The sequence below is a fragment of the Sporosarcina sp. 6E9 genome (assembly GCF_017921835.1).
Lineage (GTDB): Bacteria > Bacillota > Bacilli > Bacillales_A > Planococcaceae > Sporosarcina.
The window spans coordinates 2,077,435-2,097,390 of sequence record NZ_JAGEMN010000001.1; the positions used below are offsets into that span (position 1 = coordinate 2,077,435).

The window sequence follows — 19,956 nt, forward strand, 5'->3', positions numbered from 1 at the left end:
TCTTACACATCTCAAATCAGTTCATATTTAATGCCACCATAACTAGTCCATTCGAACCAACAATACTAAAGTATAGTTTTTTTAATAATCGCCCTACTCATTCCAAAGCTATGTTACGGTGAATAGGTCATCACTTTTTCAATAACTCGTCACCATCATTCTTCAAGACGAGATAAGATGGGAGCTTTCTAATCACGTGTATAGTTGTATAAACAACTCATGTAAAATTCATCATTAGCTGCATTTACAAAGCAGTCTTCACTCTTATTCAATACTCACTTCATTTCTTCTGACTCACATCTTCTCTTTGGGTCAACGATTTAATCATCTAATTTAACTTGTAAGTTTTAACTAATTTAGGAGGAAACGTATCAATGACAATGTTTAAAAAGTTAACAGGAATTGGAACTGCCGCACTATTAACATTAGGTCTTGCCGCTTGTAGTGGTGATTCAACAAATGCAAATGCGGAAAAAGAAGAAGAATCTATCGGGGAATCCGTCGATTATACAATTACAGGAATCGATCCTGGTTCAGGACATATGCAAGCTACTGAAAGAGTCTTGGCAGAATATGAATTGTCTGATTGGGAACTCACTTCAGCAAACGGTGCTGCGATGACTGCTGCGTTAAAAAGAGCGTATGACAAAGAAGAACCGATTATCGTCACAGGTTGGAATCCACATTGGAAATTTATCACGTTCGATTTGAAATTCCTGGATGATCCGGAATTAGTTTACGGGGATGTGGAACAAATCCACACGTACGCACGCCTTGGCTTAAAAGAGGACTTACCAGAAGCGTATACAATTTTGGAACGTTTCCAGTGGACACCTGAAGATATGGGCGAAATCATGATTGAAATAGAAGACGGCATCGCTCCAGAAGATGCGTCCCGTAACTGGATCGATAAAAATGATGACAAAATCGCGGAATGGACAGAAGGTGTAGAGTCAGTTGATGGCGATGAAATCACACTCGTTTACTCACCGTGGGACAGTGAAATTGCCAGCCACAACATGATGAAACTCGTTCTAGAAGACATGGGACATAAAGTTACCCTATCTTCTGTAGAACCTGGACCATTGTTCTCCTCACTCGCTAGTGGTGGAGCAGATGTATCACTCGCTGCTTGGCTCCCCTACACACACAAAGACTATGTCGAGAAATACGAAGGAAAATTTGATGACCTCGGGGCAAACATGGAAGGTGTCAGACAAGGCTTAGTTGTGCCGACCTATATGGAAGATGTAAATTCAATAGAAGATTTAAAGAACTAGCGAAAGGTATCTGTGCTAGTTGCGAGTGTGCACCATTCATGATTTTCGAATAAAATCCAAGAGGATATCGACAAAGTGTCTAGTCGGTATCCTCTTTATATTTTTTCTCCTCTATGGGAATCAACTTTATTTTTAAAACCTTGAAACTAGTTTCCTTATAAAACGAACTAATCATAAAACGAATGAAAAGAGGAATTCTGATGAAAAAGAGCGTTCGTATGATTCCGTTCGTGCTTCTGGTGCTTTTAGTCGTGTTTGTTAAACCAATACCTACAGCGGCATGTTCATGTATGGCGCCGCCACCTGCAGATATAGCCCTATCCCAAGCGACTGCTGTTTTTAGTGGAAAAGCAATTGAGGTTAAAAAAAGTAAGCTGGACAACGGAAAAACAATTCATTTCAAAGTAGGAGAGATATGGAAAGGGCTCGATAGCGCAACTGTTTCCGTATTTACTGGCAATGATTCAGCATCATGTGGTATAGATTTTGCAGTTGGAAAAGAGTATTTAGTATACGCTCATACATTGGATTGGAATGGAAAGACCATTCTATCAACTACACTTTGCGACAGAACAGCAGAGATTGCGAATGCCGCTAATGATCTTGCACTCATTGGAGAAGGTCAAATTCCAGAGCAAACGCCCACTTCACAAAATAACCTGTACTACTTATACGCTGGAATACTGGTTATTATTGGAGGAGTGGTTGGCCTATTCATTTGGAAACGACTTAAGAAGAGATAATGTGGCTTGGCCAATTATGAATTGGATAGTTTTATCACAGCTGCTAGTGAAATCAAGGGATGCATTACAGGTTACTTTCGAAGAATCAGTGTTTTAAAGGAACGGTGATAATACGAAAGGGTACCAGCCACTGTTTAGTTGGTATCCCTTTCATATATTATGCAATTGAAGTGCGTTTCACTGTTACCTAAACCTTAATCACACCATAGTTCAAGTTATGATTATTTTTATTGAAATGAAACTTTTCTTTTGTTTCAGCTACTTGAAAAGGGATTTCAGTCGTTCTTTCATCTATTTTACACTTAAGTTTATAAGCCTCTTTAACTCTTTTATCGAATGAATAATAGCTTACATCTAATTCAAACGTACTTTCATTATAAAATGTCACAAGGGTTCTTCCTTGGTCAATCTTTTCATAATGCTTGATCTGATGAAGCGCAAACCAGATGCAATCCCTGCTTGATGGCGATTTACTAGGGAACCAATAAATACCGCCTTTTGCATTCACGACAATCGGCGTCATATTTCTGCCGCCTAAAATCATACTAGCGCCATCTCTAGCACCTTTTAGGCTAGAACCGTAATATTTCAGATTCGTATCTATTAATTCCAACGGACACATTCCCACTTGATAGACACTATAATTATCGAATATACATGTGTGTAAATTCCCATTTTCATCATTTTCAGGATAGAACATAATTGTTCCATATTTTACGATAAATTCATTTAGCAATACCATTTTAATTCCCCCTTTTTGATGTTTTTAATAAAAAGGAGTATACTCAACAATAGGTTGGTATACACCAATCTTCTTCCTCGGGTGGGGTCTCGCCAGACTATTTCACTCGGGGATTTTTAATGTCCATTTTTTCTTCACATTTTACTCACCTCCTTAATTTAAAACCTGTTATATTCATCCAGAATCCTTAAAGCATTTCACACCGAAAAAACGACAATTATTTTAAAATAATAAAACTAGGTTAAATGACACCCATCATATCACCTAGTTTTAATTATATATAACTATTAAAATATGTCAAATTTTTCATTAAATCACTTTAAAGTTTAATAAAGTTAGGTAATTCGTCATAAATCGCCAGTAATCTTATTCCAACTCCTGATCCACCTTGGACGCCCTCGAATCAAAATAAAAGTCTAAGAGGATATCGACATTATATAGTCGATATCCTCTTTCTCACTCTATGTGGTTTGTGTTCTTGGATAAAAGATTATTTATGGAATAAAATAGTCCCGCCACCATCTCCATTATGTTCAGGTCTACTTATAGACCACTCTCCATCCCAATATTCCATATAATAAATAAAGATTAAACCATCTTCACTTAATTCTTTTGTATCTTCCCATTTTATCTTGTAATCTACATTTCCAGTTACTTTGTACACATAGTCTCCAACTTTATCTGCTTTCATATCATTAAAAGAAATTGAACGAAGCATCTTCTTCGAATATTCTCTTTCAAGTTTATAAGTAATCAGGTTTTTCACTTCTTTTTTTGCAGCTCTCTTACCTCCGGAAGTTCCGTTCAAAAGAGAAAAAGATAAAGTGATAACAAGTCACCCGCAAGTGGCGGAGCAGATGTATCACTTGCTGCTTGGCTACCCTACACACACAAAGACTATGTCGAGAAATACGAAGGACAATTTGATAACCTTGGGGCAAACATAGAAGAGGTTAGACAAAGCTTAGTTGTGCCAACCTATATTGAAGATTTGAGTTCCATAGAAGATTTAAAGAACTAGTGAAAAGTATCGGTGCTAGGTGCCGTTCATGATTTTCGGATAAAAAATCCAAGAGGCTATCGACAAAGTGTCTAGTCGGTATCCTCTTTCGATTTTTTTGAAATTGTAGTGTGCCGTCAAATTCAATCGTAGTTAATGGACTGAATAACCTCTATAGGAATCAACTTTATTTTTAAAACGTTAAAACTAGTTTCCTCGTAAAACGAACTAATCATAAAACAAAGGAAAAGAGGAATTCTGATGAAAAAGAGCGTACGTCTAATTCCGTTCTTGTTTATGGTGCTTCTAGTCGTGTTTGTTAAACCAGTACCTACAGCGGCATGTTCATGTATGCCCCCCCGTGCAGATATAGCCCTATCCGAAGCGACTGCTGTTTTTAGTGGAAAAGCGCTTGAAGTTAAAAAAAGTAAGTTGGATAACGGAAAAATAAAAGAAAAAGAGAGAAAGATGAAAATGAAACAATAATCATTTGTCAAAAAAAGGGAACTGGTTGGTCTTTGAGGACCTGTTCCCTTTTTAAATATAACATCTTGAATGTAATGGTAAAAAATTCAATATATTGTTTATACTGGATACTATGCAACGCTAGTGCGTACCCGGAATTAAAGTGAAAAGAAGAAGCTGGAATAATGTGCTTGGTTACACTAAGGTGCCAATAAAAAACTAAACTCTTTATACTTTTTTCTTTTTATCGATTGGTCTTGTCATATAATCCATTTTTTCGTGTACTACATCAATTCTTAACTGTTTGAATGCATCTTTCCAGACTTCAGTAAACTTTTCGGGAATATACCTAAAACTCATATTTCTTCTAGGCGATAAATCTATCAAAGTATCTACAATAATATCTCTCGACTCTGGCGTAAGGCTAATAAATGTACCCCAATCCAACGAGAGGTCTTGAATATGTGATAAGGGAAGTCTGCTTTCAAAAAAAGTTTCGTCATTCCTTAATAATATTGTCCTTGCTCTACCCATGCTTCTCTTATCAAAATCGACTTCCGTAACGTCTATTATCTCCTTTATTTCAGTAAAAGCTAAAAGATCCGACCAATTTCCTGTTGATCTTTTTACAAAATTAAAATCACTAACATTTAAAACCATTATAAAATCAATCAATTTTCTATACTTTACTACACCTTGTGCAATTTCTCTTTCTCTGTTAGAACTCACGGAACTTAATATAGCTGCTTTTAAGTCCTCGAATTGTTCTGTTAGGTTATCAATACGTTTTACTTCTATTTCTCTAAAACGTTGTTCATTCAAAAGCTTCTGAAAGTAACTTGCCCATTGCTTTTTGATAACCTCCTCAACATCTTGGATCTTGCTAAACATGAAAATATTATTTCCTTTGGCTCTTTGGCGAACAAAGTTTATAAAATTAAATATATACTTTGCAGTATCTTGCTTGTCTATAGACGGAAAATATATCTGATCTATGATTTCCTTATCTTTATTTCTTTCATATAACTCATGATCATGCCATACCTGTTGTTCAATAAAAGTATAGATAGGTATAGATTCTTCTATCGCTTTCAGTACTTCTAATTGCGTTATTGATAAGTTTTCCCGCACTTCAGATAAGGGAGTAGAAGTATTATCTTTTATAATACCGGTATCTACTTTCTCTACTGCCTCTGGTACACCTTTACCTCCAAATCTTGAACCAATTATTAATATCAGCATATCACTATTACCGACTTCATCTATACAACTTGAATGAGTATGAATCCTCGGATCAAATAATACATCATTATAATCCGACATTATTGGGTTATATCCCATCGCATTTAGGAATGTTCTTAATTGGGACCTAACAATCGATAAGTCGTAACAAGTCGATGATACAAATACTTTTAAACCAGCCATTCATTTATCTCCTCCAGTTTGTTCTATCCCCTTCTATCCCCTCCTGACTTCGACAAAAGATATTAAAATCCTCTAAATTCCACTAATAACTCCCATAGATATCGAGGCTGTTGGAGGAGGTGATCAAGATTCAAGCGTTAAAACTCAAAACAATCCCTGCACCAACCGATAACTCTACAACGTCCCAATATATCATATCTCTTCCTCGTAAATTCATTAGCGGATACATCTTTGTGTTGGATGAGCCATGGTCAATATTAGAGTGAAAGATACCTGTGCTAGGTGCAATAACAAATATTCATGGTTTTTGAAAAAAACCAAAGGAATATCGACAAAGCTTTATGCAGACGATATCCCCTTTCTCGTTTTATGCAATTGTAGTTAATAAACTGAATAGCTTCTAGCACAGGTACCTGAAATTAATCCCTCCTAAACAAATCCCTCGTATAATCCTTATCCGCAACGTCCTTGATATCATCTGACAATAGATTTGCAACGATTAAGTTATGATAAGTGAATTAAAGAATTCTTCTGTAAGTGCAGGTTCATATACGACAACTTCGATATTTTCCACCTTAATGAAAGGTACCTATAATGTTAAATAGATTGATGGTAAGTGAAAAAACCATTGTTTTCAGGGTATAGGGGAAGTACCAATCACAGAACTTCCAATATACGCCCCCACCAAAAAGGAGGAGCTGAAAACAATGGTTACACTATTATTTAATCAAATCAAGGGGATAAGTGGAAGTCATTGGAACCGCTTAATGCGGGAAGAAAAAGCAGAGGAATACTGTATCGTAGCGACTGATGCGGCGAAGTTTGTAAACACAGCGATGTTCTGCACAATTTACGGCGATATTTTACAGGAGCCATTTGAGTTCGACGCGTGCCTGACGGGTTACCAATTAATGAAGAAATACATTGATGCGACATGCAAGGCTTACTCCCTATCGCAAGTGATTCGACTGCGCACTACTATGAAGACCTTATAAGACTATGCATGGATGAGGGATATATCGTCCGGATATTGAATGCGGCAACGACCGCTAGGGGAAAGAGAAACTGTGTTAAATTACACAAAAAATGACCGTGTGGACCTGATGGCAATTGTCCAGTCCTTACTTCATGGACGGGGTGGAACGAGCGTGGACTCCTTACAGGAGTTAGAGTCGTTAAAAACATTAACGAGAGCCAGACGTGCACTCGTGGATAATCAATCATCTGCGAATGTATATGGATCATATCTTCCGTGAATTCCAGGGTAAAAATGTAAAGGTTGATGGTGAAAATAAAGTCATAAAAATCCTGGATCAGTTCGTTTCAAAAATGTCCCTATTCTTTATAAGAAACTATCCACATCCTTCGGATATCTTGACTATAGGTAAAATCGGACTAAGAAAAATTTCAATAGAAAATAACTTGAAGCTCCGTGAAGATGCAATCGATAGGCTTTTGGATTACGCTCAAAACTCGATATCCAAACCCAAGTTCATGCTTGATAGTGAGTTGATTTTACTTCAACTTAAGCTTGATGAATATGAGTTATCACGGTCAAATTAAGCAATTATAATTGAAGAGAAACTACTGGAAACAGACGGTGGTATCCTCTCGAGTGTACCGGGTTTGGGTATCACTACAGCTGCAGAATTGACTGCTGAAATAGGGAATGTTCATGACTTTTCACACGCGGGGCAACTCATCAAGATGGCCTGAACATATCCGATTGTTAGACAATCCGGAGGGAAACGTGCGAATCATTACCGCATATCCAAACAAGGCAGAGCCGCTTTCCGAAACGTCGTCTATCAGGTAGAAAAAAATGTTTCGATTCAGAATCCAGACATGAAGATACGCTACCTTGCGATGAAGGATAAGGGTAAGAAACCAGGTCAGGCCTATATCGCTCTAGGGAATCGGATTCTACGGATCGCCATCGCCATGATTAAGGACCAAAAGCTTTATTAGAGCAGTCAACTGGATTATTGTCTTGAAAAAGTCATCGCTGGAAAACTTAGAAATACGGTAAAACAAGAGTTGTTCAATCAACGATTTTTATAAGAAGAAAGGCTGTAAGTAGTACATTTAGGAATAAACAAAGGCGTTTTCCCGGAACGTAGACCACATTGTTCGTTATGGGTCTTGTTCTACAAATACGAATAAAACGTTAAAGAAAATGAGCTTGTATTTAATAGGATGTATCCCTGTGGGATGAAACGCAAGACCTTTCACGTTGCGGAAAAACACCATTATATTGTTCTGTGATTGTTGAGAGACTGTAGTTTCGTGCGGCCAAAAATCTGTTTTCTTAGCGCTTGACTTATTTCACATTAAACGCTGTGTCAGGTGCAATTGTGGCTATTCATGGTTTTTGAATAAAAAACAAGGGGATATCGATAAAGTGCTAGATAGTCGGTATCCCCTTTCTATTTTTCAGCAATTGTAGTGTATTGTCTTGCACTGGTACCCGAAATAATATAATTAATATGAATATCTTATTGCGCAATCACCCAATTTATTCCTTTCTTGTAGTATGATGAAGAAGGGAGGAAAATATGGATGAAAATTACTTTGTATCATGGAACATCAAAAGAAAGAGGTTCTCACATACTAGCTGATGGAAAAATTAAAGCAAAAAATATTAATAGGGTGTATGATGAAAATCATATTATGCCTACAAGTGATGGATATGTCTATTTGACTAAAGACATTGCTCTAGCTGTCTATTATGCAAATTTGACAGCCGTAACAATTGATAGAGATACACAACTTATGATTTTTAAATTGGAATTATATAATTATGAACTTGAAGCAGACTTAGATGAAATAAAATATACACTTAATAATAAAAAGGAAAAAGAACGGGATGATTATAGCGTAAAAGATTCGCTTAAACTAACAGCTTCAGTTAGGTATCCGCATGATGTATTATTAAAAGATAATAAGGTCAAATATACTGTAAAAACATCGACACTTATAGAGGGTACCAATAGAATTGGGAAAGAAGAAGCAAATGGAATACTAAAATTGCGAGGCAAAAACAGTGATAAAGCGATAGCAAGTAAGCAAGATTATATTTCTAAATGCATTTGGAAATGATTACAGATAAGGTATTCCAGCCCGTCAGGGAAGTCAAAATGGATAGTCACGGTATCAAAAGAAACCTTAACCATAACCACCTGTCCTGCAAACCGGGGGGATGTGGAATATTGCTTTTGATCAATTCGGATAAAACCGTACTTATCTGCTTTTGCACGCTCGAACCGTACGCACTTATAGGCATTTCCCGGCAGTTTGTATGTATTTTTTAGGATGTTGGCAAGTGGCTTTTTTTATATACATAAATTAGCTGCCGTTTTCTACATTTCTATAATGCCATAAACAAATCCGGTTTCCCTTGCGATTACACTAATCGTCCAGCCTTTCTGTTTCAATTCTCTTATCATAAAAAAATCCTCCAACAATAACGACATTCCCACACTTCCAATCTATCTCTATCTGAAATAAATTATCCGTGAAGATTGGGGAATTTTAAACCGTTATTATTGATTATTTTAACACCGATATTCACAATAAGGAAACAGTTCCATTTTTTACATATGTTGTTTGTTGTCTTATCCTACTTTTTCTTTAGATGCTTTTTTCTCTTGCTTTGTCGGTAAAATGCTTTTTTGTAATTGGACTAACAATGGCAAAATCTTCTCCAAACCGTATGGTATCAGACTTTTTATCGGTACTTTTTGCCGTCCCTTACTCTTTCGCAACCTTCGGTTGAAGTCCTTCATGAGCGTTTAAATCGACTCGAACAGAAATTGCTGCACTGTCCTTAAGAATTTCAACCACTTTTAGTCGGTTGATAGATAAGTCGCATGATTTCAGCTAATGCGCAGGTAATTAATGCAATGTACATTTGATTCCAGATTCCAACAGGAGAATGACTGAATAAATGGCTAACTTTCACATGCTGTTTTAACCATTTAAAGAACAGTTCGATATACCAACGATTTTTATAAGCCTCTAAAATTTCTTCTTCTGTTAAATCTAGCCGATTTGTAATCAAGTGATAAGGATTCCCGTCATCGTCAATGAATTCGATATAACGAACAGGTTCTTCCCGCATTATTATTGATACCAATTCATTCTTTGTAACATTAGGATGTGTAGGTTCGTAAGACTTTAACGTTTCCATCTTAAAGGTCTTTCTAATACGGACGAGAAATTGTACATCTTTCAATCCATCCACCCATTTTTGTTTTATGGGCATACTCACGATCCATAACGTATAAGGCACCATCTGCATCAATGATGTGATTAACAGCGTCTGAGTCAGCGACATTTCCGGTTGATGGAATCATCTTTTCAGGATATATACTATTTGCGGAAGCAACAACGACACGTACATGCAACTTGATTCCGCAGGAATCCTTGGAGATTGCAGTCCAATTTAATGCGTTTTTTGGCAACTTAACATAGGTACCATCAATGATTCGTAAGGGTCCCACGTTGCTATTAATCCCCTTAGCGTTACCTTTCAATGTCCAATATTGTTCAGCTAGTAGACTTAATAAATCAGCTAAATCGACAGTATTCATATCAATCAAACGCCGGCTAATTTGAGAATGACTAATAGAGTCGACGCCAATTTCTTTGCGAAAATATTTTAGAACGAATAACTGTATCGATTTCCCTTAGGGATTCCCATTTGCAAAGACTTGCCATAATAAATATTTTCACGACTGAAAAGTCGGTTAGTTTCTTGGCGTAATAGTTCATGAGTGGACATGCTAAAATATTTGTTGGAAAATTAGATAAGTATTGACGAAAGACTAAATTTTGGTTTACACTGGTCATGGTGGAGCTCCTTTTTGATAGTGTAGGGAACTGATTTATTCGTCGTTTCCTTACCTAACATCAGGAGCTTTTTTGTGTTTCAGAAAGTTATTAATCTATTTAATTTATTACCTTTTTTAGGGTAATTTACATTTATTCACTTCTATTAAAAGTAAAATTGACTGGAATGCGCTCGATCGAATACCGAACTCAATCCAGCCAATCAGCTGCATAATAAAAACTATAACTTTTATGGGTCGCCAACCTTGGTATAGTTTCTTGACTCGTTTTAAAATCAACTTTAAGCCGTGAAACTACATGAAATGTGCTAATGAGAGTGATATGGAAAAGTAAATAATAACTAATACATAATAAAATCAAATATTATTATCTAATTGTTTAAAGTTAAATGAATTAAAACCTTCATTTAAATCTAGATAAACAATATTGTGATGAGGAACCCTTTCCTCAACATCAGGCAATATTGTATAATCTCTATTATATCTTAACGAGAGGTAATCATGATAATTTTTCATCACTGGGAATTGATAGTTCTCAAACTTAACCATTATGATATTATCTAATAAATCCAAAGGGAAATGAATCCTGTTCGTATTAAAAAAAACGAGTTCAGAAAGATTACCTTTTTTAGAATTAGAATATGCCTTTATTTTCTTTTCACTATATTTAATAACATTATATCGATATTTTTCAGGTAATATTGATTGTGCAATTAGGGAACAATACTTCACAACTTTCCCTTTATTTTCAGGAGGTCTTTTGTTAATAAATAGCAATGCTAAGTTTGAATAAAACAGTTGCTTTAACGCAAGAAGTTTATTGGATGGAACTATATCAAACACAGATATATCAACAAAAACTCCACTAACAATTCTCTCGCCATATTGACTTTTTGTTACACAAGTGGTAGTCTGATCAATTACTTTTGCGATAAGTAAATTAAAATTATTATCAGAATCAAAATCTTTAAGCATTAAATTACTAGGCAACTCTTTTTTTGATAAACTTTTAAATCTCTCGAAGTTAGTGCGATTCATAACTATATCAATATCATCATCCCATGGAATAAAACCTTTATGTACAACTGCTCCAATTGCTGAACCTCCTACTAATGAATAATCTATATTATTTTGTTTACAAACCTTATCAATCTCTAGTAAAATATCAAGGCATTTTAATTGAAGTAACCTTAAATTTTCATCAGTCATTTCAAAAACTGTCAAGTTTTCCACCTCTTATATTATCCATAATAAAATTATTCAATTATATCTTTGATGATATTAGCAGTGTAAGAAGGGACCGCCTCATAATATGCAGAATAAATATCACTTTTTATAACTTTAGTACTAGTCATGTTTTCAATAAATTCCTCAATTTTCATTAAATTTGTATTTAAATCTTTATTGTTTTCATATATACAAAGGGAATACGGATAATTTTCAAGTAAGGGAATGATTGGATCATCGATGTTTTTAACAAAATGTATAATCGGTTTAAGCATAGATATATACTCAATAACTTTACTTGGAGTTTGGTTAGTTATTGTATTTCCTACGCTTATTAAAATTGATGCTTTCGAGTATTCTTTTTCGAGTACTTCTTTATTAACTTTACCATGTTGAATTATGTGTTTTGGATTGTTTTTTGCAAATTTCCCAATTATTTTTTCACAGTCTCCAAAGGAAAAAAAGTTAATCTTAATATTAGTTCGTTTGGTAAGTTCAGTTAAAACATTAAGTAAATATTTTGGATTTCGGATTTTTTTATAAAATGCACCTGCATAGATTAAAGTCGTTACATCAGTCGTTACATCAGTCGTTACATCAGTCGTTACATCATAAGATTTTAACTCATTTTCAGTTAATAAAGGGTGTTCAACAAAATGGATAACTTTATTGTTCTTCCTTGCAATATTATGAATATTTGTGTTTTCCAAGTGTTTCATTAGAATTAAATTTTCAACATTTTCTAATGCGTTCGCTTCGATATATTTATGAACTTTCATTCTCAATTTTTTTATAACTTTCAAACGATGGAGAACTGAGTTATCAGAAAATGGGTCAAATATATATGGAATGACCTCACACTTTGGATTGTTTTTTTGAAACTCAATACTCGAAACTATATTTTCAAAAGGAAGAGAAATTGGTATTAATGAATCTATTTTTGCCTGTTCATTTATTTCTCTAATCATATGTAATTGATTTTTTGTTAGACTTTGATTAATACTACTTTTATTAAAAATAAAATTCATTCTAAAAAGTATCTTTTTAAAAATATTGTTCAATTCTGGTTTCTCATAAAAATATAAGTTAACTCCATTAAGTTTTAATTTCGATTTATCAGATTGTTCCAAACTCAATATAGAGATGTGATAACTTTTTTTCAATTCATTAATTACATTGTCTATACACTTTCCGTTGGCCGAGGGATTTGGATAGTAATTCCCTAAGATAAAAACAATATGTTTCAATTTTTCACCATCTTTCCCGTTATTTTCTTTGAAATTTGTCTGAAAACCTTTTTATTATAATAAATAAATATCATATAAACTATAAACATAATTGTAATTGCAATATTTTTACTAAATAATAATGTTGAAACTAAAAAGGTAGTCATGTAAATGATTTCCCAAAAAAAGTTTTTAAATCTAAACACATTAAGTTTTTTTGATAAATAGTATTCAGAGCTATATGATCTTAATAAATTAATTATCAAAGTAATAAAAACTAATAATATAATTGACTCTGTAAAATAAAAGACAGGAACAGCAATACTAATAAATAATATTAAACTATATATATTAGCCTTAAACATTGACTTTTCCTCTCTTAATGCTTTATAAAATGTGTTATTTAAAAGTTGTATTTTTGATTGGAAACTGATTATTAAAAACAAGTAAGGTAAATATGTGAATATTTGAACGTAATTTGGCAATAATTTTACAATAAATATATCTACAAAAAAATACAAAAAAAATGAGGAAAATATCAAAATTCTTAAAATTATATTAACTTGATCAAAGTATTTTCCTAAGTTTTCATTTGGCAATCTTTTAAGAGTGGGATATAATACTAAGCTTAAGGAAGAAATGAAAACTAATATAATATTTGCTACAGAAATCCCAAATGAATAAATAGAATACTGTTCAATAGTAGAAAACCTTTCCACTAATATTCTTCCTACCCCCAAAATCAACATGCCTGATAAATTGGCTAACAATAAATAAAATCCTACACTTATATTATTTAAGTATTCTTTTATACTTTTTTTAGTAACTTTATAAGAACCTTTAATTATATCCTTTAAAAAAATTGCACTGATAATACATACGACTATCTTAGCAAATATATCTCCATAGATAATAATTTTATAATTATCGAATTTAAATAATAGCAATATTATTACAGGGAAAAATAATAGAACCCTATTCACTATTATTGTCAAAGAATATTTTTTCATTTGATTAGTAGTTAATAATATCATTGAAAATGTTCCATTTAAACCCATTATAATTATGTTAATACCTACCATATAAAATATGAATAACTTTTCATTGGATTCAAAAAGAATAATTAACGTTATGAAAATCAATGTTTCTATTATTAATACTAATAAATATATCAACATTGATGTTCTAATTAATTTGAAGGGTAATTGATCAATGTTTAGATGACCATATTTTAGATATATTCCGTCGTTAAAACCAAGTGTTAGTATTCCAACATAAGTAACATACAAGATATAAATTTGCCAATACCCAAAATTTTCTATCGAAATAATTAATGGTAATATGAAGGTTAATAAAATAGAAAGAACCAATGAAATGAGTTGGGAAAGAGTAATGTAAATTGTATTTGTAATACTTTCTTTTTGAAATAGACTTCCCATTAGAAAATCCTCTTTTTATATTTATTTGAGTTAATTAACAAACTATTAATTATTAATACAAGACAGCAAGGAATCAGGACATAATAAAGGGTGTTTCTCCAAAAACTAAATGTCTCAGATCTAATATACCATAAGATAAACTTAGTAATGTATATGAATATAAAGAAAACAAGTAAATCTTTTCTCGATGCCGATTTAACAATATTCGTATAAAGGAAAGCAATAAAGATTCCTATAATTGACATAAAAGCTAGAGAATATAAACCAAAGTTATAATAAGCCTCTGAAATAAATGAACCTCCTAACCCACCATAACCCGTTACAAATCCTGAAAAAATACTATCCATACTTCCAGACTTTACAGCAGGATGAACATCCCAAAACAAGTTTGGAAACATTGCAAAAAAAGAATTAATGTATGAAAAACCATAATTATAAGGAATAGTATCGGGAGTTTTTTCAAAAACAATTCCGACTGAAACTAAGGTTTGGCCAAACTCATAAAGAGTCGATATTAATGGAGAATCATTAATAAATTGACTCCAAGAATCCTCAACTATTTGGAAAAGGCTTTTATCTTGTCTACTAATGTTCCTAATAGTAGCTAGATATCTTAATAGTACTGCGAAAAAAACACCAAATAAGCTAACAAAGGCCAACTTTTTGTAGGTCACTTTTTTTATTAAATAATGATAGATTAAAATAAGACTGATAATGTATAAAGTACTTTGACCTCTAATTCCAACAAAATAGTTTAACAAGATATAAATAAAAGATAATAAGATCCATTTATTCCTGCTTTTTTTATTATCTATATTACTTATTATTAATAACAAAAGTGCAGGTTCTAAGTAATTCGAAAGTACTCTGATATATCCTCCTGAAAATCCTGAACTAGTATAAATATTTGAAGAAAATAGATCAGAATATCCGCCTTGTAAAGCAACTAAAATATTAGAACTAAAAGTTATCATCGTAGGAACAATTGAAATTAAGAGTAAGATATATCCTGTATATTTCATAGGTATACGATAATCATTTTTTGATTTTACAATTAAAGACTTCCTTAATAAATAAATAGCCTTAACAAAAAAATCAATTATTGTAAATGAACAGATTATAAACAAGAGTGAATAATTTATTGCTTCTAATGAAATCCTAGTAAAAGTTACTACCCCATAGCTGCCTGAATTATTATCTATAAGAAATGCTATCGGTTGACCAAAATAAAACACAAATGAAAATAATAAAATAATATTATATATATTAAATAATTCTTTGGTCATTAAACCCCAAATAGTAATAATTAACGGAAAGTATATCAACGATATTATTGAAAATAATTTTATATTAGCTATAGCATCAGGCGATATATAAATATTATATGAAATGAAAAGTATTAATAATGATAATAGAGTATTAATAATAAAGAGAAGAATATTTTTATTATCAATTAAACTTTCACTAATCCTCAATATCATCATCCTCTTTTAAATCTTTTAAATAAAGTGAAACCTCATTTTCCAATATTTCTTTTAAAGTACTTGCATCCAACGGGTTAAACAAAGATTTATGATTATAACTACTTAATAACTCCTCTGAATATGGTAACTTGGCTGCAATTATTTTACATTTTTTAGACATAGCTTCTACTAGAGGAAGTCCAAATGACTCTATCAAGGAAGGGAAAATCAATATTGATTTTCCATAATAATTGAATACTTCCTCTTTTGATAGCATGCCTGTAAAAACAATAGGTAATTTATTATAAATTGAATAATTATACAAACGTTTTGTATATTTATTTTCATTTGGATCTAAAGTGAAGATTATTTCAAAATGATTAAATAGACTTTTATTCATAAAATAACAAGCTTTTAATATTACTTCGTGATTTTTGAAAACAAACCCACTTGAAGGATAGAAAAATAACAATTTACCCTTATTCTTAATCGTTGTGTGGCTATTGGTAATTAAGTTATTATTAATATTTGGCGCTTTAATTATTATTTTTTTATTATCTTTAACAAATGTTTCAATTTCTCTTTTCATCCATTTAGTTTGAACATAAATTTTATCGGCTTTTTTAATAGAATACTGCATTAAGTGTTTATAAACATTCTGATAAAACCATAATTTGGGAAATTTAATCAAATCAAACTTTGTTTTTGATAATGGAATTGCATTATGAATATATATTTCCTGCTTAACCGTCACCCGAGGAATAATCAAGTTTTGCAATGAAACTATTTTATCAATAGAATACTTCGAAGTAACTTTATTAGCAATAAATAATTCAAAATATATTCTATGAACAGGGCTTCTTTTGATCCATGGAAAACGAATAACTTTTACATTTTCTTTAGATTTTAGTTTCGGTTTACTTACTATAAAAAAGTAATTATTGTTTTTATCTAGCAAAGCATCATTATAAAATTCTTCTAATATGGATAATGCTCCAACACTTTCCGCAGGCACATCAAAAACCATTATATTCACAATAATTTACTCCTTATTCCATACTACTCGATTTATTATTTTTGTATAACTTTGTATTATCTTAATAACTTTAACCGAGACATTTGTATCTTTGTAATCATTAACAGGTATCCCATTATCTTGGTTTTCCCACATAGTTCTGGCCAAGTTCACTGATTGCACAATGTCTTTTGTATTAATCCCACCTAAAACTATTCCACCTTTATCAAGGGCTTCCGGTCTTTCCGTAGACGTTCTAATCGACACTGCGGGAAAATTTAAAATAGCGGCCTCTTCTGGAACCGTTCCACTGTCGGATAGAACACAAAATGAATTCATTTGTAATTTGTTGTAGTCTGAGAAACCAAATGGTTCTAAAGGTTTAACAAGCGGATGAAATTTAAAGTTACGATTTTTAATGTATTTTTTACTCCTTGGATGGACTGAATATATAATAGTTAATTGATATTTTTCAGCTATGTGATTTATTGCATTCATAAGTGAAAAGAAGTTTTTTTCATTATCTATATTTTCCTCTCTATGGGCTGAGATTAAAATATATTTACCCTCTATTAAATTTAATTCTTCCAAGACATTACTTTTGTTAATTTTTTCTCTATTTGCCTTAATTACCTCTGTTAAAGGAGAGCCTGTTACAAATATATGCTCTTTGCGATAACCTTCGGAGATTAGGTACCTTCTGGCATGTTCTGTATATGGTAAATTAACGTCGGCAATATGGTCGACTATTTTCCTATTAATTTCTTCGGGTAAGTTCTGATCAAAACATCTATTACCTGCTTCCATATGGAAAATAGGAATCTTCAACCTTTTTGCAGGTATTGCTGCAAGTGACGAGTTCGTGTCACCTAATATTAGAAGTGCATCAGGCTTTTCCCTTTCTAATACTTCAAATGATAATGAAATTATATTTCCAATCGTTTCTCCCAAATGTTCCCCTACTGATTCTAGGAATATATCTGGTTTTCGAATATTTAAGTCATCAAAAAACACTTGATTTAAATTATAATCATAATTTTGACCTGTGTGTACTAATAAATGATCAAAATATTTATCCATTTTTTTTATTGATTCACTTAAACGAATGATTTCAGGCCTTGTCCCAACAATTGTCATAACTTTCAACTTTTCCAATTAATTCACTCCATCTTCATTTGAAATAGTGGGGATACATATTTTTGTGTTTAACAATCCATTCTTCCATTTCTTCTATCATTGTTCTATAAGAAGGGATTTTAAAATCAAAGTCTTCTAACCTTGTATTAATTAAGGATTTATTTACTTCAACATCTGAAAATGGAGTAATAAGCAATTCCTCTTTTTTAAATACATCTTTAAATAGGTTTAGCAGTTCAAACTTATTAATCATATCATTGTTAACCAGATTATATAGTCCTGTTAATTTTTGATTTAACGCTTCTTCCATTGCTTTTGCTAAAGTTAATGTAGTGACACCAGTCCATATTGCACGATCGAATCCATTTATTTTCCCTGTTTGTTTCATAAACCAATTAAATAAACCAATTCCCTCTTCATTTATATCGGGTCCAATAATCGAGTTTCTAAATGTTAAATCCTTGTTATTATTAAGTTCTCCTAAAGCTTTTGAGCGATCATAAAATGTCAAACCATCCCTCAAAGAACTTTCAGTATAACTTCCCGTATCGCCAGAAAAGACACAATCGGTACTCATGTGAATAATTCTAGTAACGGAGTCCACTGTAACTTTACTTAAATAGTGCGGCAAATAACTATTTAAAAATACTGCAGAATCTCGGTTGTATTCAGCATCTTCATTTAAGATACCAACACAATTAATTACGGCATCAAATTCGCCCGTTACAATTACTTCTTTTAACTTATCAACATTGTTAATATTTAAGGATAGGTTAATATTATTTCCGATATTGAAAGGCTTCCTAGTTAATGTTGTAACCTGATGACCTTTCTCTATAAAATACAATGAAATTGTATGTCCAGCCATTCCGCTTGCACCTAATACTAATATTCTCATTTGACATTTCTCCATAATTTCAATTCTTCTCTTACATATTTCAACTCAACTAATTTTTGCTTGATTTCTTCGATTGATAAACGGTGTGTATTATGTGAATTATATTCTTCTACTAAAGTTAGACCTTTGTTACCGTCTACAAAATATTTATCATAATTTAAATCTCTTTGATCAGCAGGCACCCTGTAAAATCCTTCTAAGTCCTCGGACACGACACTTTCTTCTTTAGTTAAAAGTGTTTCATACAATTTTTCACCATGCCTTGTACCAATTATCTTAATATCATTTTCTACTTCAAATAATTCTAGTAAAGCATATGCCAAATCCTGAATAGTACTTGCTGGTGACTTTTGCACCATAATATCTCCAGCTTCAGCATTCTTAAAAGCAAACACTACTAATTCAACAGCATCTTCAAGACTCATTAAAAACCTAGTCATATTTGGGTCTGTAATAGTAATAGGTAAACCTTTTTTTATCTGTTCAATAAATAAAGGAATTACAGATCCGCGTGATGCCATTACATTTCCATATCTAGTTCCACATATTAAAGTATCCTCTGGATTTACATTTTTAGACTTTGCTACAAAAACTTTCTCCATCATAGCTTTTGATATCCCCATTGCGTTAATGGGATAAGCTGCTTTATCAGTAGATAAGCATATAACTTTTTTAACTTTAAAGTCGATTGCAGCATTTACTACATTTTCTGTACCAATTACATTTGTTTTTACTGCTTCCATAGGAAAAAACTCACAAGATGGTACTTGCTTTAATGCAGCAGCATGGAAAACATAATCTACATTGTACATTGCATTTTTCACACTATTAATATCTCTCACATCGCCTATGTAAAACTTCAATTTTTCATTTTTATATAATTTACGCATATCGTCTTGTTTTTTTTCATCCCTCGAAAAAATCCTGATTTCACTAACATCTGTATTTAAAAATCTTTCCATTACCGCATTTCCAAATGAGCCTGTTCCACCTGTAATTAACAATGTTTTGTTTTTAAACATATATATTATCTCCCTTATATAAAA

21 protein-coding genes and 2 pseudogenes are annotated in these 19,956 nt (G+C 32.3%); 9 read left to right on the forward strand and 14 right to left on the reverse strand.

Annotation, left to right across the window (positions count from 1 at the left end; all coding sequences use genetic code 11):
* Positions 1-380: 380 nt before the first annotated feature.
* Together J4G36_RS10550 and J4G36_RS10555 are read left to right on the forward strand one after the other, a co-directional pair.
* The gene (locus J4G36_RS10550) at positions 381-1,280 is read left to right on the forward strand and encodes a glycine betaine ABC transporter substrate-binding protein (RefSeq protein WP_210470529.1); all 900 of its coding nucleotides are present in this window, start codon (positions 381-383) and stop codon (positions 1,278-1,280) included.
* 200 nt (positions 1,281-1,480) lie between these two features.
* On the forward strand, positions 1,481-2,023 hold the full coding sequence (locus tag J4G36_RS10555) for a hypothetical protein (RefSeq protein WP_210469956.1): 543 nt from the start codon (positions 1,481-1,483) through the stop codon (positions 2,021-2,023).
* Between the two features lie 187 nt (positions 2,024-2,210).
* Here the strand turns inward: J4G36_RS10555 and J4G36_RS10560 are convergent, their stop codons facing one another.
* Together J4G36_RS10560 and J4G36_RS10565 are read right to left on the reverse strand one after the other, a co-directional pair.
* Positions 2,211-2,765, reverse strand: a complete 555-nt coding sequence (locus J4G36_RS10560; protein WP_210469957.1) for a competence protein ComK — start codon at positions 2,763-2,765, stop codon at positions 2,211-2,213.
* Positions 2,766-3,255: 490 nt separating this feature from the next.
* Complete coding sequence (locus J4G36_RS10565) at positions 3,256-3,573, reverse strand: hypothetical protein (RefSeq protein ID WP_210469958.1); 318 nt, start codon at positions 3,571-3,573, stop codon at positions 3,256-3,258.
* Positions 3,574-3,618: 45 nt separating this feature from the next.
* Between J4G36_RS10565 and J4G36_RS10570 the strand changes: the two are divergent.
* Positions 3,619-3,786 (forward strand): annotated as a pseudogene (locus J4G36_RS10570) (glycine betaine ABC transporter substrate-binding protein); the annotation flags it as partial.
* A gap of 240 nt (positions 3,787-4,026) precedes the next feature.
* Positions 4,027-4,251: a hypothetical protein gene (locus tag J4G36_RS10575; RefSeq protein WP_210469959.1), complete on the forward strand. Its 225-nt coding sequence runs from the start codon at positions 4,027-4,029 to the stop codon at positions 4,249-4,251.
* A 207-nt stretch (positions 4,252-4,458) separates the two neighbouring features.
* Here the strand turns inward: J4G36_RS10575 and J4G36_RS10580 are convergent, their stop codons facing one another.
* A complete protein-coding gene (locus tag J4G36_RS10580) occupies positions 4,459-5,655 on the reverse strand; it encodes a DUF4062 domain-containing protein (protein WP_210469960.1) in 1,197 nt (398 codons plus the stop codon).
* Between the two features lie 707 nt (positions 5,656-6,362).
* On the opposite strand from J4G36_RS10580, the gene J4G36_RS18510 reads away from it, so the two are divergent.
* The 5 genes and pseudogenes from J4G36_RS18510 to J4G36_RS10590 all read left to right on the forward strand — a co-directional run bounded on the left by J4G36_RS18510 (position 6,363) and on the right by J4G36_RS10590 (position 8,754).
* Positions 6,363-6,650: a hypothetical protein gene (locus J4G36_RS18510; protein ID WP_246880477.1), complete on the forward strand. Its 288-nt coding sequence runs from the start codon at positions 6,363-6,365 to the stop codon at positions 6,648-6,650.
* 39 nt (positions 6,651-6,689) lie between these two features.
* Positions 6,690-6,911, forward strand: coding sequence for a hypothetical protein (locus tag J4G36_RS18515; RefSeq protein WP_246880478.1), 222 nt, complete (start codon positions 6,690-6,692; stop codon positions 6,909-6,911).
* A 166-nt stretch (positions 6,912-7,077) separates the two neighbouring features.
* Positions 7,078-7,218, forward strand: a complete 141-nt coding sequence (locus tag J4G36_RS18520) for a hypothetical protein (protein WP_246880479.1) — start codon at positions 7,078-7,080, stop codon at positions 7,216-7,218.
* An 87-nt stretch (positions 7,219-7,305) separates the two neighbouring features.
* Positions 7,306-7,623 (forward strand): annotated as a pseudogene (locus tag J4G36_RS18525) (transposase).
* 591 nt (positions 7,624-8,214) lie between these two features.
* A complete protein-coding gene (locus tag J4G36_RS10590; RefSeq protein ID WP_210469961.1) occupies positions 8,215-8,754 on the forward strand; it encodes a hypothetical protein in 540 nt (179 codons plus the stop codon).
* Here J4G36_RS10590 and J4G36_RS18945 read toward each other — a convergent pair.
* The 11 genes from J4G36_RS18945 to J4G36_RS10640 form a co-directional block, all read right to left on the reverse strand.
* Positions 8,727-8,969, reverse strand: coding sequence for a Mu transposase domain-containing protein (locus J4G36_RS18945; protein WP_483315897.1), 243 nt, complete (start codon positions 8,967-8,969; stop codon positions 8,727-8,729). The genes J4G36_RS10590 and J4G36_RS18945 overlap by 28 nt on opposite strands.
* 521 nt (positions 8,970-9,490) lie before the next feature.
* Complete coding sequence (locus J4G36_RS10595) at positions 9,491-9,889, reverse strand: transposase (RefSeq protein ID WP_210469962.1); 399 nt, start codon at positions 9,887-9,889, stop codon at positions 9,491-9,493.
* A complete protein-coding gene (locus tag J4G36_RS10600) occupies positions 9,858-10,247 on the reverse strand; it encodes a transposase (protein ID WP_210469963.1) in 390 nt (129 codons plus the stop codon). Before J4G36_RS10600 ends, J4G36_RS10595 begins: the two co-directional genes overlap by 32 nt.
* A gap of 615 nt (positions 10,248-10,862) precedes the next feature.
* Positions 10,863-11,729 carry a LicD family protein gene (locus J4G36_RS10605; protein ID WP_210469964.1) on the reverse strand — a complete coding sequence of 289 codons (867 nt, stop codon included), beginning with the start codon at positions 11,727-11,729 and terminating at the stop codon, positions 10,863-10,865.
* A gap of 32 nt (positions 11,730-11,761) precedes the next feature.
* Complete coding sequence (locus J4G36_RS10610; RefSeq protein ID WP_210469965.1) at positions 11,762-12,979, reverse strand: glycosyltransferase family protein; 1,218 nt, start codon at positions 12,977-12,979, stop codon at positions 11,762-11,764.
* On the reverse strand, positions 12,976-14,397 hold the full coding sequence (locus tag J4G36_RS10615; RefSeq protein WP_210469966.1) for a lipopolysaccharide biosynthesis protein: 1,422 nt from the start codon (positions 14,395-14,397) through the stop codon (positions 12,976-12,978). Before J4G36_RS10615 ends, J4G36_RS10610 begins: the two co-directional genes overlap by 4 nt.
* Positions 14,397-15,872, reverse strand: a complete 1,476-nt coding sequence (wzy, locus tag J4G36_RS10620; protein WP_210469967.1) for an O-antigen polysaccharide polymerase Wzy — start codon at positions 15,870-15,872, stop codon at positions 14,397-14,399. Before wzy ends, J4G36_RS10615 begins: the two co-directional genes overlap by 1 nt.
* Entirely contained in the window at positions 15,862-16,887 is a 1,026-nt protein-coding gene (locus J4G36_RS10625; RefSeq protein WP_246880575.1) for a glycosyltransferase, read from the reverse strand. Before J4G36_RS10625 ends, wzy begins: the two co-directional genes overlap by 11 nt.
* 15 nt (positions 16,888-16,902) lie before the next feature.
* Positions 16,903-18,030 (reverse strand): non-hydrolyzing UDP-N-acetylglucosamine 2-epimerase, encoded by a 1,128-nt coding sequence (wecB, locus tag J4G36_RS10630; protein ID WP_210469969.1) that lies wholly within the window; start codon positions 18,028-18,030, stop codon positions 16,903-16,905.
* Between the two features lie 16 nt (positions 18,031-18,046).
* Positions 18,047-18,910 (reverse strand): SDR family oxidoreductase, encoded by an 864-nt coding sequence (locus tag J4G36_RS10635; protein WP_210469970.1) that lies wholly within the window; start codon positions 18,908-18,910, stop codon positions 18,047-18,049.
* Positions 18,907-19,932 (reverse strand): polysaccharide biosynthesis protein, encoded by a 1,026-nt coding sequence (locus J4G36_RS10640; RefSeq protein WP_210469971.1) that lies wholly within the window; start codon positions 19,930-19,932, stop codon positions 18,907-18,909. Before J4G36_RS10640 ends, J4G36_RS10635 begins: the two co-directional genes overlap by 4 nt.
* Positions 19,933-19,956 lie beyond the last annotated feature (24 nt).